Here is a 13303-nt window from a genome sequence, read left to right as displayed (position 1 = left end):
TCCATGTGCTTCTACATCCTCCATCCCAGCTAACGGAGTTCTCTGTCATGCTTAAGCACATATACTCTACTCTTCATCGCTTTTAGATTTGGATATAATTTACCACAATTCAATAAACTTTAGAATAAGGATTGAATAATTTTTACATAGTTTTTAGTTGAATCCATAATTCACCAATGAGACTTATTCCACAAAATGACCCGATTGTTGTACACAAGTTTACAACGCTCTTCCACTAAACTCCCTCAATATAGTAAGTGAAATCTAGATTTTCATACCAGTTTGATTTTAGTAATTCATTGTGTGGTGGTTGATGTTACCTATCAAGGTAAATTTTGAACCGAGAGAGTAAAAAAGACTTACTGTTCGAGTTAGAAAACATGAGATTGAAAAATTATTACCTTATTTTGCACATTTAAACCTCAGAGATATTAATCTTAAGTAGTATCAAAATGCTCTAGATGACTTAAAAGTAAAATTTGCTAACAATACTGTAGACGGGATTCATCGAACTGGTAGGATGATATTTAAAAAAGCTGTTGAAATGGAAATTATTAAAAGGGATCCAACGGAATTTGCAGTTATTAAGAAAGAACAGAAAACGATTGAGGAATTGGAAAAACCGGAAGTTCCAAGATATTTGGAGAAAAATGAACTGGTCCTTTTTTAAATACAGGGTGCTAAACATGGTCTAGAAATGGATTTTATAGTTTTTTAACACGATCCTATACAGGCATGCGAGTGGGTGAATTAGTTTCCCTTATGTTTATGTTAAACTAAAAATGTAGGTAATGGCACTCCTTTTATGTATGCCTACGGGACAAACAAAAAGAAAAAGCCACTTGCTAACAACTAAATAATTAACTACACTTCCTGTTGGACCCAATATTCTGGCAGGAGGTAGATGAGGAGTGTTAGAAGTCTTCTCCTCATTCTTTAAGACACACCCATACTTCACTTATTGCTGAAGCCGGTGTGGATCTTCAAAGGATAATGGATAGACTCGGACATACAGAAGATCAAACAACAACAAAAATATACTTACACATAACAAAAGACCGAAAAAAAAGAAGCTTCTCAAAAGTTCGGAGAACTAATGAAAAGCCTCTAATTTTTCTATGTGGCATCAAAACGGCACCAAAATGAGTGTGATTTACGGATAAACCCTTATCAATCAAGGGTTTAAATCCGTTATTACATCATTCCACCCATACCGCCCATGCCGCCCATATCCGGCATTCCGCCGCCTGAGCCGCCTTCTTCTGGTTTGTCAGCTACGACTGCTTCAGTTGTAAGAAGCATAGCTGCTACAGAAGCTGCATTTTGAAGTGCAGAGCGAGTTACTTTTGTTGGGTCAACGATTCCTTTTTCGATCATGTTTACCCATTCGTTTGTAGCTGCGTTGAAGCCAATGCCAATTTCTTCGTTTTTCAAGCGCTCAACGATCACTGATCCTTCAAGACCTGCGTTGTGAGCGATTTGACGGATTGGCTCTTCAAGTGAACGTAAAACGATGTTCACACCTGTTTGAACGTCACCTTCTGCTTTAATAGAAGCTACTTTGTTGTAAACATTCACAAGTGCTGTACCACCACCAGATACGATGCCTTCTTCAACTGCTGCACGAGTTGAGTTTAATGCATCCTCGATGCGTAGTTTACGCTCTTTTAGTTCTGTTTCAGTTGCAGCACCAACTTTGATGACAGCTACGCCGCCAGCTAGTTTTGCAAGACGTTCTTGTAATTTTTCTTTATCAAATTCAGATGTTGTTTCTTCCACTTGGGCACGAATTTGGTTCACACGAGCAGCAATTTTCGCAGAATCTCCTGAGCCTTCTACGATTGTTGTGTTCTCTTTTGTTACAACGACTTTAGACGCACGACCAAGTTGACCAATTTCAGTTGATTTTAGATCAAGTCCTAGGTCTTCTGTGATTAACTCTCCGCCAGTTAGAACAGAGATGTCTTCAAGCATGGCTTTACGACGATCACCGAATCCAGGTGCTTTTACTGCCACTGCATTGAATGTTCCACGAAGTTTGTTCACAACAAGTGTTGCAAGTGCTTCGCCTTCTACATCCTCAGCAATAATCAATAATGGTTTACCTTGTTGTACCACTTGTTCAAGTACAGGAAGGATTTCTTGAATGTTTGTGATCTTCTTGTCTGTGATTAAGATGTAAGGATTTTCAAGAACCGCTTCCATCTTATCAGAGTCAGTGACCATATATGGTGAAGCATATCCGCGGTCGAACTGCATACCTTCAACCACTTCAAGCTCAGTTGTGAATCCTTTTGATTCTTCGATAGTGATGACACCATCATTACCTACACGTTCCATTGCTTCAGCGATCAAACTACCTACTTCTTCATCTGCTGCAGAAATTGCTGCAACCTGTGCAATGGATTCTTTGCCTTCGATTGGTTTAGAAATTTCATGTAGACCTTCAAGTGCAACTTTCACCGCTTCTTCGATTCCTTTACGCACACCAACAGGGTTTGCACCAGCTGTCACGTTTTTCAAGCCTTCACGAATCATCGCTTGAGCTAGAACTGTTGCAGTTGTTGTACCATCACCCGCTACGTCGTTTGTCTTGCTTGCCACTTCAGCTACAAGTTTTGCACCCATGTTTTCGAATGGATCATCTAATTCGATCTCTTTCGCAATGGTTACACCGTCATTTGTGATCAGTGGTGAACCAAACTTTTTCTCAAGAACCACGTTACGGCCTTTAGGTCCTAAAGTTACTTTCACAGCATCTGCAAGTGCATCAACACCACGTAACATCGCACGACGTGCTTCTTCACTGAACTTAATATCTTTTGCCATAATAACGATACCTCCTCAGTCTTTTTAAACATGTATCTCGATTTTTTATATGATTAACCAATAACAGCTAAAATGTCGCTTTCGCGAATGATTAAATATTCTTTTCCATCATATTTCACTTCAGTACCTGCATATTTTGAGAAGATAATGCGGTCGCCTGTATTGACTTCTAACGCAACGCGCTCTCCATTTTCAAGTACACGTCCTGAACCTGCTGCAACAATTTTACCTTCTTGTGGTTTTTCTTTTGCAGAATCCGGTAAAACAATACCACTAGCGGTTTTTTCCTCAGATTCAACGAGTTCAATGATTACGCGATCGCCTAATGGCTTTAACATAAGAAACAACCTCCTCAATTTTTCATATGTAGTTTTTAGCACTCATCAACAACGAGTGCTAACACATTTATTATAATAAAGAATGTCGTCAGCAATTTCAAGTAAAAACCTCTAAAAAATTTTACGCTTTTACGATCTTTTTGAATGAAGGCTTCTTTCCTTTTCAACGAATAAGAAGACTTGTGTTACAATAAATCTAGTTCTTTTAGTAAAGGAGTTTTCGTTACTTGAAAAAACAATATTGGTACATCATCTTAACTTATATAGTGGTGCTCTTCTCTGTGTTTCCTTATGTACTGGTCATGAAATGGTTAGGGTTCATTCAAACACCTATGACACAAGAACAGTACTCACAATTGACAGGGATGTGGACAATCATCAGCTTTTGTATTGGACTGATCATCATATTGCTCATTCTTCGGACATTGCCAAAAACTTCGCTTCGTAACGAAGCACCCGTTTCGATTGGCTCTGCCATTGCATGGATCATCGGAGGTTTCTTTCTCTCCATCTTAGCGCAATTTGTTGCAAGTTTTATTGAACAATATGCTTTTGGCATTGACCGAGAGTCAGAAAATACACAAGCCATTTTATCCATTATGGATGCAGTTCCTCTGCTTGTCATCATCATCGCAATGATCGGACCCATTTTAGAGGAAATTATTTTTAGAAAAATCATTTTTGGTGTGATTTATGAAAAGACGAATTTCTTCATCGGTGCTCTCGTCAGTTCAGTGATTTTCGCTGCTGTGCACAATGATTTTGCTCATATCTTGCTCTATTCAGCGATGGGCTTTACCTTTGCATTCTTATATGCGAAAACAAAACGGATTATTGTTCCGATTGGAGCTCATATGCTAATGAACTCGCTCGTCATTGTGCAGGTTGAGCCAATGAAAAAAATGATTGAAGAACAATCTCAAACAATGCAAATGATTATTGGAGGCTTTTTCTCATGATAAACCCTATCGTATGGGGCATCATTTATTTTGCCGTTGGTGTGGCTTTCACCTATATGGCCATTCAAAACCCAGGAAATATGTGGTCATTCTACAGCATACTGCTAATGGTGTTTGCCGCTTATAATATCAATATCGCGTTAAAAATGTTTGCCTTCTCTGTGAAACTGAAAAAACAACAAAAATAAAGCAAAACCATTTTCCGCTGCTTGGAAAATGGTTTTTTAATTTGAAGCATATGAATCCTTAGAACACATAAAAATTAAACATCTCTTGTGAACAAGATGAACCCATTGGTATTGCCACTCGAAATCCCACTGATAGCAAGATGAATTGGCTCGCCTTTACCGGAGGGGATGAAACGATGCATTCAACCTTTTAACAAGGCAATGCAAAAAGATTCGGGTGGAAAGCTTTGAAGTGGTTACAACCAAGATGCGAAATGTTGTTCCCCCATCAATCAGCCGATGATCAAATTCTTTCTAAATCGAAAAAGCATCGTGATCACATGACCGGATCAAGATGCTTTTTTAAGAAACATGTTCATTTTCTTTCTCCTCTTTTTGCTGCATTTTGCGATAGGTCACTCTTGAAATGACAATACTCACTTCATATAAAACAAGCATTGGCAAAGTAACCATAAGATGAGAAACAAGCTCTGGCGGTGTAATCAGTGCGGCAATGACAAGGAGAACAAAATAGGCATACTTCCGTATTTTCGATAAAAACATCGGTGTCATGATGCCAAGTCTTGTGAGGAACATTAAAACAACCGGCATCTGAAACAAAAGACCAAATGGAAGTGTCAACTGCATCAGAAATGTAAAATACTCATGAATTCCAATCACTTGCTCCACATGTAAATCATTTGACATCTGCATCATAAAATCGACGACAAATGGAAACAAAATAAAATAAGAGAAAGCCACACCGCCCAAAAATAAAAGCAGCGCAATCGGAATGTATGCGAGCGTCACTTTTCTTTCTTTTTCATATAAGCCTGGACTCACAAAAGCCCAAAGCTGATATAAAATAACAGGACACGTCAAAACCAATGCAATGACGAATGCAAACTGCATAAACACGTATAGCGGATCAGTGAGCTTAAACGCATTAAGTGTCAGCGATGCGGCTTCATCGGTATTTTGTAAATACACAATCACCGGTTTTGCGAGGAAAAAGCCTGCCACCATAAAGATGACAAAAAACAAAGCAATGATCACTAAGCGCTTTCGCAGTTCCACAATATGCTCCATAAGCGGCATATTTTTAACATTCATGAAGCTCATCCTATTCTTACTGATCTTCTTTTTTCTTTTTTTCTTCCTGATCATCAGTTAAGCCTTTTGTGGCATTTTTGAATTCACGTAATGTATCTCCAGCTGCTCTTCCTAATTCAGGAAGCTTTTTCGGCCCAAAAATAATGAGCGCAACAATCGCAATTAGAACCAAACTCCCAGGACCGATCGGACCCATTTGCTCCACCCCCTTTACCCCTTTTCGTTAGTCTTCCTGCGACACAGAGTAATGCTTTAAGAAATACACAAGTGACTGAAGTTCAACCGCCAAATCTATATGATGAATTCGAATGTGTTCCGGCACATTCAATCGAGCCGGCGTAAAGTTAAGGATTCCTTTAATGCCTAAAGGAATCAAACGATCTGTAATGGATTGAGCTGCAACAGCAGGTACTGTTAAAATCGCAACAGGTATATCCCCTACTTCTTGAACATGCTCCTCAAGCTTATCCAAATCATAGACAGGCACGCCGCCTATCTCACTTCCTATTTTACTCTCATTGACGTCAAAAGCCATTGAAATTTTTGTGTTATTGTTTTTGATGAAATTATAGTGTAAAAATGCTGTTCCTAAATTCCCGACACCGATGAGCATCACGTTGGTCATCTCATCTTGATCAAGGGTTTTTCTAAAGAACGTCAGCAGGTAATCGACATTGTAGCCATACCCTTTTTTACCAAGTGCACCAAAGTAAGAAAAATCCCGGCGAATCGTTGCAGAATCCACTTTGACTGCATCACTAAGCTCTGCCGATGATACCCTTTGTTTTCCTGATGCATGCAGATTTTTTAAAAAACGGTAGTAAAGCGGCAAACGTTTTGCTGTCGCTTGTGGAATTTTTGACTGGTCTATATTCATATAAGATCCTCCATCTTAAATATCAGATGCTCTGTGAAAATCACCATGTTTCCCGCCTGTCTTTTCGACGAGATAGGTAGGTCCGATGATCATGCCCTTATCAATGGCTTTGCACATGTCGTAAACGGTCAGTGCACATACTGAAGCGGAAGTGAGCGCTTCCATCTCCACACCCGTACTTCCTTTTGTTTTGACCTGTACATGAATGTTGAGAATATGCGCATTTCCATCTTCCTCCCAATCAAAGGAGATATCCACGCCCTTTAGTGCAAGAGGATGACACATTGGAATGATGCTATATGTTTGCTTTGCTGCCATAATCCCAGCTACTTGAGCAACAGACAGCACATCCCCTTTTCCAATTTCACAACGCTCTATTTTATGAAAAACTTCTTTTATCATACGAACACTTGAAGTAGCAACCGCAGTTCTCACTGTAGACGCTTTGTCACTAATGTCAACCATCTTCGCTCTTCCTTGTTCGTTAAAGTGGCTAAATTGACTCATCTTTCAACGCTCCCTCACTCAAATCATACACTATTTTTTCCTATCTGTCTTTCATTTGACTATAGTGATCGAATGTAAGATTTGCCGGTTTTCTGCTGATAAGCTACACTAAACATATTATAGCAGAGGTGAAGTTACATGATGATTCTACAAGTGAATCAGCTATCGAAATCGTTTGGAGCTGATACCGTTTTAACAAATATAAAATTGGAAGTCAAAGCAAGAGATCGAATTGCCATTGTAGGTCGTAACGGTGCTGGAAAATCCACCCTTTTGAAAATAATTGCCGGACAAATGTCTTATGAACAAGGTGAGATAATCAAATCTAAAGACCTATCTATCGGATATTTAGCTCAGCATACAGACGTGACGTCTACACGTACGCTAAAAGATGAATTACTATCGGTCTTTGACCATTTAAAAGAAATGGAACTAGAGATGAGAGCCATTGAAGAGAAAATGGCTTCTTCCACAGGTTCAGAACTAAACTCACTCATGAAAACCTATGACAGACTACAGCAGGAGTTTAAAGATAAAGGCGGGTATCAATATGAAGCAGATGTCCGCTCCATTCTTCACGGACTAGGCTTTAGTCAGTTTGAAGATGATACAACGGTACAATCCTTAAGCGGTGGCCAGAAAACGCGCCTCGCGCTTGGAAAGCTTTTATTAATGAAACCAGAACTATTAATATTGGACGAACCGACAAACCATTTAGATATTGATACCTTATCATGGCTGGAGCAGTATTTGCAAAATTATACAGGTGCAATTCTCATCGTTTCCCATGACCGCTATTTCTTAGACAAAGTTGTGAAACATGTTTATGAAATATCAAGAACTGCGATGAAAAAGTTTGCTGGTAACTACAGTAAATATCTTGAACTGAAAGCAGAACAGCTAGAACGTGACTTGAAGCTGTATGAAAAGCAGCAGGAAGAAATCGCAAAGCTACAAGATTTCGTTGATCGCAACCTTGCAAGAGCCTCCACCACAAAGCGAGCTCAAAGCAGACGTAAGCAGTTGGAACGAATGGATCGTATAGATAAACCTTTAGGTGATGAAAAATCTGCAAACTTCCATTTTGATATTACGAGACAAAGTGGCAATGATGTGTTGAAAGTGTGTGACCTAGAAATTAGTTATAATGAGAAGACACCTCTCCTTTCTTCCCTTTCTTTTCAAATTAAGCGCGAGGAAAGTGTGGCACTGATTGGTCCTAATGGCATCGGGAAATCGACGCTCTTAAAAACCTTAACGAATACATTAAAACCTGTAAAAGGTGAAATCAACTTCGGATCTCATGTGAGTATCGGTTACTATGATCAAGAACAAGCCAAACTGACATCCACAAAGAAAGTGCTAAATGAGCTTTGGGATGATTACCCACATATGAATGAAAAAGATATCCGTACATGTCTAGGGAACTTCCTATTTTCTGGTGATGACGTCTTAAAGCCTGTTCACGCTTTAAGCGGTGGAGAAAAAGCCCGATTAGCCTTAGCTAAGCTGATGCTACAAAAAGCCAATTTCCTGATTCTCGATGAACCAACCAACCATCTAGACTTAGATAGTAAAGAAATTTTAGAAAATGCCCTCATTGATTATCCAGGAACAATTTTATTTGTATCGCATGACCGTTATTTTATCAATCGGCTGGCAACAAAAGTACTCGAACTTTCGCCAAATGAGACGAAAGAATACCTCGGCGACTATGACTATTACCTTGAAAAGAAAAACGAACAATTAGCGCTTGATGCACTCGAGAAAAAGGAATCTGTCAAAAAGCAAACAACAGCACCAGTTGGAACAACAAAACTTACTTATGCGGAAGAAAAAGAATTGAAGAAGAAAGAAAGGCAAAAACAGCGCAGAATTGAAGAAATGGAAGAGCGGATCGCCGTCATAGAAAACCAGCTCGGTGACAATGAGCAGCAATTATGTGATCCTACTATTTTCCAAGATCATGAGAAAGTCCAAGCCATCCAAACAGAAAATGATGCGCTCAATCATGAACTTGAATCACTCCTTACCGAGTGGGAAGAGCTATCAGAATCTTAAAGAGTACCTCATTGGTGCTCTTTTTTCTTTTATTGATATTTTGTTATCCACAATTATATCCACAACAAGTTGATGATTATTCTTCAATACTTGGGACTTATCCACTTTATCCACAGAGTTTTAATCACATATCCACAAAAACAATAACATTTATACACATTCTCTTCACTTTCACATAAATTTTTCTAATAATTGTGGATATATTATAGCATTTGCATATGAAAAAAAGCTTTTATCTCAACAAAAAACTCCTGTATATTCACAGGAGTTTCATTCATATGATACAAGCGGTAATCCGGGCTGCCCGTTCATCGCCATATCGCCTCGTATTCCTTTTTCAAAAGCGATTGTACCAGCTGCAGCAATCATAGCAGCATTATCTGTACAAAGAGCCAAAGGCGGAATGGTTAAATTCACATTGGGTTGATCTGCAAATGCTAAGGTTAAGGCTTCTCTTAGTCCTTTATTGGCAGCCACTCCTCCAGCTAGAACAACCTGTTTGACTCCATATGCTTTAGCCGCCTTTAATGTCTTCCCTACAAGTACGTCAATGACACTCTCTTGAAAACTTGCCGCTACATCTTCTGGTGCAATGATCTCACCCTTTTGGGATGCATTGTGTAATGTGTTGATGACTGCTGACTTTAAACCACTAAAGCTAAAATGATACGATCCTTCTTCCAGCCATGCGCGAGGAAGTTTGATGCTCGGTTCTCCCTCATGTGCTAAACGATCAATATGTGGCCCCCCCGGATATGGAAGATCCATCGTACGAGCCACTTTGTCATAAGCTTCTCCAGCCGCATCATCTAGTGTTTCTCCGATAACCTCAAAAGACCCGTGCTCTTTCATCAAGACAAGCTCAGTATGACCTCCAGAGACAACAAGGGCTAGACATGGAAACATGAATTCACCTACCAGATGATTCGCATAAATATGCCCAGCAATATGATGAACACCAACGAGAGGAATTTGATGCGCAAAGCTTAATGCCTTTGCCGCATTTATACCGATCAGAAGAGCACCTACTAAACCTGGTCCTTCTGTCACTGCAATTGCATCTAAATCCTGAAAGCTCATTTTGGCCTGAGCCATGACTTCTTCTAATACGATGGTGACTTGTTCCACATGATGCCTTGAAGCGATTTCTGGTACAACGCCACCAAATCGTTTATGACTTTCAATTTGGGACGCCACAACATTTGCCACAATTTCTTTGCCATTTTTCACAATGGACGCAGCTGTTTCATCACAACTTGTTTCTATACCTAGTATGAATAGATCTTTTTGTTCACTCATTTACATTCACCCACATGACTAATGCATCTTCACCATTATCTGTATAATAGTTCTTTCGAACAGAGATTGGTCTGAATCCAAGTTTTTCATAGAGAGATTGTGCTGGTGAATTCGAAACCCTCACTTCTAATGAAAGATGATTTGTCTTTTTTTCTTTGCAAAATTCCATCACATACCGAAGCAATGCTTCTCCATAACCTTTTCCTCTATGCTCAGGAAGAATTGCAATATTGGTAATCTGTGCATCATCAAGCACAATCCATACCCCGCAATAACCGACAGGCTGATTCTCTTCCTCAATGAGGAAATAATGGCTATATTGATTATGGAGAATTTCATATACAAAAGATTCCTTCTTCCAAGGGGCCGTAAACGAATGCACTTCAATCGTATACACCTCTGGAATATCCTCTATCGTCATTCTTCTAATCTCTACTGTTCTCACATTATTTTTGTCCTTCAAGCCATTTCACTTCCGCTTCTGCCAAACGAATATAGTTAGGTACAAGCTGATGTACTTCTTCAGCACGACGATTTGCACCTAACATAGCAAGCACCGAAGGTCTTGGGTTATGAAGTGAACTCTCTGCTAAAACAGCTATTTTTCCTAAAATTGAACGAATGGTCTCTTGATGTAGATGGACATCATGACCAAGGAACAATACAGGCTTTCCTGCCTTTTTCAAATCATGAAGCCAATCGACTAACAGCACATTCTGGTCAGGCTTGACTTCCTTGATTTTACCTTCTTCATACATATATAGCCCAGTATAAACCTGTCCCCTTCTTGCATCAAATATTGGCGAAATCCATCCATTAAAATAACGAGCATTTGCCGCAAGTGTTTCTAAACTAGAAATGGAGGATATCGGAATAGACAACGTCCATGCAAGTGTTTTTGCAATTGTTACCCCTATTCTTACGCCAGTATAGGAACCAGGCCCTTTTGCCACAACGATCTTGCTTAAATCGCTAGGCATCACACCGCACGCTTTCATTAGAGCTTCAACTGTCGGCATCGCTCGAACAGAATGGTTCTTTTTTAAATAAGTAATGCTTTCCCCAATGACCGTGTCATCTCTAACAAGTGCAATTCCTAATGTATGGTTTGACGTATCAATGGCCAGTATGGTCATATTCTTTCATCTCCTTACAAAGGGCTTCGTAACGAGCTCCTTTTGCATAAAACGTGAGATGGCGTTCTTCTTCACGTTCCGTCCTCAACATTTCAATTTTCAAATAAGCTGAAGGCAATTGCGGTTCAATCAGATGTGCCCATTCAACCAAGCATACACCCTCACCCTCAAAATATTCTTCAAGTCCAATGTCTTCCTCGGCATCTTCCATGCGATACACATCCATATGATAAAGTGGCAATCTGCCATCTGTATATTCTTTAATAATAGTAAAAGTAGGACTATTGACAATACGTGTAATGCCTAAGCCTTCAGCAAACCCTTTTGAAAAGGTCGTTTTTCCTGCACCAAGATCACCTTCTAATGTCAAAACATCTCCTGGCATCACAAGTTTTGCCAAGGCAGTGGCAATACGTTTTGTCTCATCTGCCCCTTTGGTTATCCAAGTTAATTTCACGATCTATGTCACCTCATTTCTTAAAATGATTATATCCACTTTTCATTAACTTTGTTTGCTGATCATGATCTTTTAAAATGACCTCTGCCGTTTGACCTTGCTTTACTTGTCCAATGCGTGTTAACTGGATATCTTTTTCCTTACATTGTTGCTCAAAGCTTTCCCAGTCATCCGCTGGAATCGTGCCAGTTAAAACAAAGTCCTCGCCACCAAATAACACCCAATCAAGCCAATCCGTGCATAGCAACGGCAAATCATGGTGTACAGGGAGACAGTCAGCCTCAATCTCAATTGTCACATGACTGGCTTCAGCAATCTCATTGAGCTCACTGGCTAATCCATCACTTACATCATTGAGGGTCACCCGAGGGAAGCTTGAACATATTTGTCCAGCAGCAATATGGGGCTGTGGCATTTTATGACGATGAAGAAAAAAAGCCGTATCCACCGTAATTGACGGTCTTACTTCGTTCATCAAGAGAGCCAATCCCGCAGCTGATGAACCTAACTCCCCTGTAACAAAAACGATATCTCCAGGCCGAGCACTGTGGCGATAACAAGCGGTTCCTTTTGGAATCTCACCAATGACAGTCACCGTAATGACCAAATCACTTCGTGTAGATACCGTATCACCACCAATTAAATCCATTTGATAAGTATCAGCTAGATCTCTCATTCCTTGATAAAGCGAAGTGACCATCTCTTCATCACAATAAGGCGGAATAGCAATCGAAACAAGATAGTACTTTGGTGTTCCACCCATCGCCGCAATGTCACTTACATTGACTGCCAGAGCTTTAAACCCTACTTCATAAGCTGTAGAGAAATCAAAGCGAAAATGAACATGCTCCACCATTGTATCAACACAGACGACCTCTTCACAATGTGAATGAGGTTGATAAATACTGGCATCATCACCAATTCCCATAATCAAAGAACGCTGATGTGTTCCCTTTGGTGTAATCCGGCGAATGAGATCAAATTCATCCATACAGCACAGCCCCTTCATACAATCTATCTATTGAGTAGACATGTTGTCGACACAGTTAGTATTAGTTTAGCGAATATGAACTTCAGTTCCAACTAAAAATAATATAAAGAAAGCCTGGTTTTCTGATACCAGGCTGTTTAATCGTCATTTATCTCTTCATTGAACCAAGCACGAAATATTTCATAGCGTATGGATACTGTATGAAAGAAGAAAACATAAAAAAAACGAAACTGTACGTTTTCGTTTACATGTAATGAAAATGGCGGTCCGGACGGGACTCGAACCCGCGACCTCCTGCGTGACAGGCAGGCATTCTAACCAACTGAACTACCGGACCAATTTGGTTGTACTCTACAAGTACTTCCTATATAGATATGAATAATTTGGTTGCGGGGGCAGGATTTGAACCTGCGACCTTCGGGTTATGAGCCCGACGAGCTACCGAACTGCTCCACCCCGCGATGATATAAAAATGACAAGCTTGGCGGCGTCCTACTCTCACAGGGGGAGACCCCCAACTACCATCGGCGCTGAAGAGCTTAACTTCCGTGTTCGGTATGGGAACGGGT

The 13303-nt window shown here is 39.9% G+C and carries 14 protein-coding genes, 2 tRNA genes, 1 rRNA gene and 1 pseudogene; 4 read left to right on the top strand and 14 right to left on the bottom strand.

Annotated elements, in window-relative coordinates:
• Positions 1–918: 918 nt before the first annotated feature.
• Positions 919–1111: pseudogene (locus ACIQCE_RS14365) on the top strand (tyrosine-type recombinase/integrase); the annotation flags it as partial.
• Positions 1112–1194: 83 nt separating this feature from the next.
• Here ACIQCE_RS14365 and groL read toward each other — a convergent pair.
• Both groL and groES read right to left on the bottom strand, forming a co-directional pair.
• A complete protein-coding gene (gene groL / locus ACIQCE_RS14360) occupies positions 1195–2829 on the bottom strand; it encodes a chaperonin GroEL (protein WP_400495586.1) in 1635 nt (544 codons plus the stop codon).
• A gap of 53 nt (positions 2830–2882) precedes the next feature.
• Positions 2883–3167 carry a co-chaperone GroES gene (gene groES / locus ACIQCE_RS14355; protein WP_353853703.1) on the bottom strand — a complete coding sequence of 95 codons (285 nt, stop codon included), beginning with the start codon at positions 3165–3167 and terminating at the stop codon, positions 2883–2885.
• A gap of 227 nt (positions 3168–3394) precedes the next feature.
• Here groES and ACIQCE_RS14350 point away from each other — a divergent pair, with 227 nt between their 5' ends.
• Entirely contained in the window at positions 3395–4126 is a 732-nt protein-coding gene (locus ACIQCE_RS14350) for a CPBP family intramembrane glutamic endopeptidase (protein WP_400495585.1), read from the top strand.
• Positions 4123–4314: a YdiK family protein gene (locus ACIQCE_RS14345; RefSeq protein WP_353853705.1), complete on the top strand. Its 192-nt coding sequence runs from the start codon at positions 4123–4125 to the stop codon at positions 4312–4314. Before ACIQCE_RS14350 ends, ACIQCE_RS14345 begins: the two co-directional genes overlap by 4 nt.
• A gap of 342 nt (positions 4315–4656) precedes the next feature.
• Here the strand turns inward: ACIQCE_RS14345 and tatC are convergent, their stop codons facing one another.
• The 4 genes from tatC to moaC are packed head-to-tail and all read right to left on the bottom strand — an operon-like array spanning position 4657 to position 6790.
• Positions 4657–5415: a twin-arginine translocase subunit TatC gene (tatC, locus tag ACIQCE_RS14340; RefSeq protein WP_400495584.1), complete on the bottom strand. Its 759-nt coding sequence runs from the start codon at positions 5413–5415 to the stop codon at positions 4657–4659.
• Positions 5416–5422: 7 nt separating this feature from the next.
• The gene (locus ACIQCE_RS14335; protein WP_353853707.1) at positions 5423–5602 is read right to left on the bottom strand and encodes a twin-arginine translocase TatA/TatE family subunit; all 180 of its coding nucleotides are present in this window, start codon (positions 5600–5602) and stop codon (positions 5423–5425) included.
• A 27-nt stretch (positions 5603–5629) separates the two neighbouring features.
• A complete protein-coding gene (locus tag ACIQCE_RS14330) occupies positions 5630–6283 on the bottom strand; it encodes a redox-sensing transcriptional repressor Rex (RefSeq protein WP_353853708.1) in 654 nt (217 codons plus the stop codon).
• 15 nt (positions 6284–6298) lie between these two features.
• Positions 6299–6790, bottom strand: coding sequence for a cyclic pyranopterin monophosphate synthase MoaC (moaC, locus tag ACIQCE_RS14325; RefSeq protein WP_400495583.1), 492 nt, complete (start codon positions 6788–6790; stop codon positions 6299–6301).
• A 138-nt stretch (positions 6791–6928) separates the two neighbouring features.
• Between moaC and ACIQCE_RS14320 the strand changes: the two genes are divergently transcribed.
• Complete coding sequence (locus ACIQCE_RS14320) at positions 6929–8851, top strand: ABC-F family ATP-binding cassette domain-containing protein (protein WP_400495582.1); 1923 nt, start codon at positions 6929–6931, stop codon at positions 8849–8851.
• 270 nt (positions 8852–9121) lie between these two features.
• Here the strand turns inward: ACIQCE_RS14320 and tsaD are convergent, their stop codons facing one another.
• The 8 genes from tsaD to rrf form a co-directional block, all read right to left on the bottom strand.
• Positions 9122–10150, bottom strand: coding sequence for a tRNA (adenosine(37)-N6)-threonylcarbamoyltransferase complex transferase subunit TsaD (gene tsaD / locus ACIQCE_RS14315; RefSeq protein ID WP_400495581.1), 1029 nt, complete (start codon positions 10148–10150; stop codon positions 9122–9124).
• Entirely contained in the window at positions 10143–10571 is a 429-nt protein-coding gene (gene rimI, locus ACIQCE_RS14310; RefSeq protein WP_400495692.1) for a ribosomal protein S18-alanine N-acetyltransferase, read from the bottom strand. Before rimI ends, tsaD begins: the two co-directional genes overlap by 8 nt.
• Positions 10572–10596: 25 nt before the next feature.
• Positions 10597–11286: a tRNA (adenosine(37)-N6)-threonylcarbamoyltransferase complex dimerization subunit type 1 TsaB gene (gene tsaB, locus ACIQCE_RS14305; RefSeq protein ID WP_400495580.1), complete on the bottom strand. Its 690-nt coding sequence runs from the start codon at positions 11284–11286 to the stop codon at positions 10597–10599.
• Positions 11267–11746, bottom strand: coding sequence for a tRNA (adenosine(37)-N6)-threonylcarbamoyltransferase complex ATPase subunit type 1 TsaE (gene tsaE / locus ACIQCE_RS14300; RefSeq protein ID WP_400495691.1), 480 nt, complete (start codon positions 11744–11746; stop codon positions 11267–11269). The genes tsaB and tsaE overlap by 20 nt, the downstream gene beginning before the upstream one ends.
• A gap of 10 nt (positions 11747–11756) precedes the next feature.
• Entirely contained in the window at positions 11757–12734 is a 978-nt protein-coding gene (gene thiL / locus ACIQCE_RS14295; protein ID WP_400495579.1) for a thiamine-phosphate kinase, read from the bottom strand.
• A 260-nt stretch (positions 12735–12994) separates the two neighbouring features.
• Positions 12995–13071, bottom strand: a tRNA-Asp gene (locus ACIQCE_RS14290).
• 47 nt (positions 13072–13118) lie between these two features.
• A tRNA-Met gene (locus ACIQCE_RS14285) sits at positions 13119–13195 on the bottom strand.
• Between the two features lie 18 nt (positions 13196–13213).
• A 5S ribosomal RNA gene (gene rrf / locus ACIQCE_RS14280) occupies positions 13214–13303 on the bottom strand; the annotation flags it as partial.

The sequence above is a fragment of the Bacillus sp. NPDC093026 genome (genome assembly GCF_044754665.1).
GTDB classification, from domain to species: Bacteria; Bacillota; Bacilli; order Bacillales; family Bacillaceae; genus Bacillus; species Bacillus maqinnsis.
This window is presented reverse-complemented; position numbering and strand designations above follow the sequence as displayed.

Excerpts from the sequence above, each read along its gene's own strand:
- moaC (WP_400495583.1), bottom strand. The coding sequence starts at position 6,790 with ATGAGTCAATTTAGCCACTTTAACGAACAAGGAAGAGCGAAGATGGTT.
- tatC (WP_400495584.1), bottom strand. The coding sequence starts at position 5,415 with ATGAGCTTCATGAATGTTAAAAATATGCCGCTTATGGAGCATATTGTG.
- ACIQCE_RS14345 (WP_353853705.1), top strand. The coding sequence starts at position 4,123 with ATGATAAACCCTATCGTATGGGGCATCATTTATTTTGCCGTTGGTGTG.
- ACIQCE_RS14335 (WP_353853707.1), bottom strand. The coding sequence starts at position 5,602 with ATGGGTCCGATCGGTCCTGGGAGTTTGGTTCTAATTGCGATTGTTGCG.
- tsaD (WP_400495581.1), bottom strand. The coding sequence starts at position 10,150 with ATGAGTGAACAAAAAGATCTATTCATACTAGGTATAGAAACAAGTTGT.
- tsaB (WP_400495580.1), bottom strand. The coding sequence starts at position 11,286 with ATGACCATACTGGCCATTGATACGTCAAACCATACATTAGGAATTGCA.
- ACIQCE_RS14320 (WP_400495582.1), top strand. The coding sequence starts at position 6,929 with ATGATGATTCTACAAGTGAATCAGCTATCGAAATCGTTTGGAGCTGAT.
- rimI (WP_400495692.1), bottom strand. The coding sequence starts at position 10,571 with ATGACGATAGAGGATATTCCAGAGGTGTATACGATTGAAGTGCATTCG.
- groL (WP_400495586.1), bottom strand. The coding sequence starts at position 2,829 with ATGGCAAAAGATATTAAGTTCAGTGAAGAAGCACGTCGTGCGATGTTA.
- groES (WP_353853703.1), bottom strand. The coding sequence starts at position 3,167 with ATGTTAAAGCCATTAGGCGATCGCGTAATCATTGAACTCGTTGAATCT.
- thiL (WP_400495579.1), bottom strand. The coding sequence starts at position 12,734 with ATGGATGAATTTGATCTCATTCGCCGGATTACACCAAAGGGAACACAT.
- ACIQCE_RS14330 (WP_353853708.1), bottom strand. The coding sequence starts at position 6,283 with ATGAATATAGACCAGTCAAAAATTCCACAAGCGACAGCAAAACGTTTG.